This is a genomic window from Denitromonas iodatirespirans, from assembly GCF_018524365.1.
Lineage (GTDB): Bacteria > Pseudomonadota > Gammaproteobacteria > Burkholderiales > Rhodocyclaceae > Nitrogeniibacter > Nitrogeniibacter iodatirespirans.
In genome coordinates this window covers 1-216 of record NZ_JAEKFT010000197.1, presented here as the reverse complement: position 1 = coordinate 216, position 216 = coordinate 1, and the positions used below count along the sequence as shown (strand labels likewise).

Here is a 216-nt window from a genome sequence, read left to right as displayed (position 1 = left end):
GCCGCCGCCAATGAACACCGCCACAGCGCCGCCCTCAGTGGCATCCGCACCAAGGAATTCGGCGCCCACGGCCGCTTCGCCGGCCACAACCAACTCGTCTTCGACGACACCGACAACCAGCAGCGCGCCGCCTTGCACAGCACCCAATACGCCTCGCAGCTCAACCTCGGCCACCTCATCCACCAGGCCGACAACTACCGCGGCAGTTTCAGGGGC

The 216-nt window shown here is 67.1% G+C and carries 1 protein-coding gene; it reads left to right on the top strand.

The window, feature by feature from the left end:
• Positions 1-216, top strand: a 216-nt coding sequence (locus tag I8J34_RS24540; protein ID WP_214364235.1) for a type VI secretion system Vgr family protein, incomplete at both ends; no start/stop codon positions are given.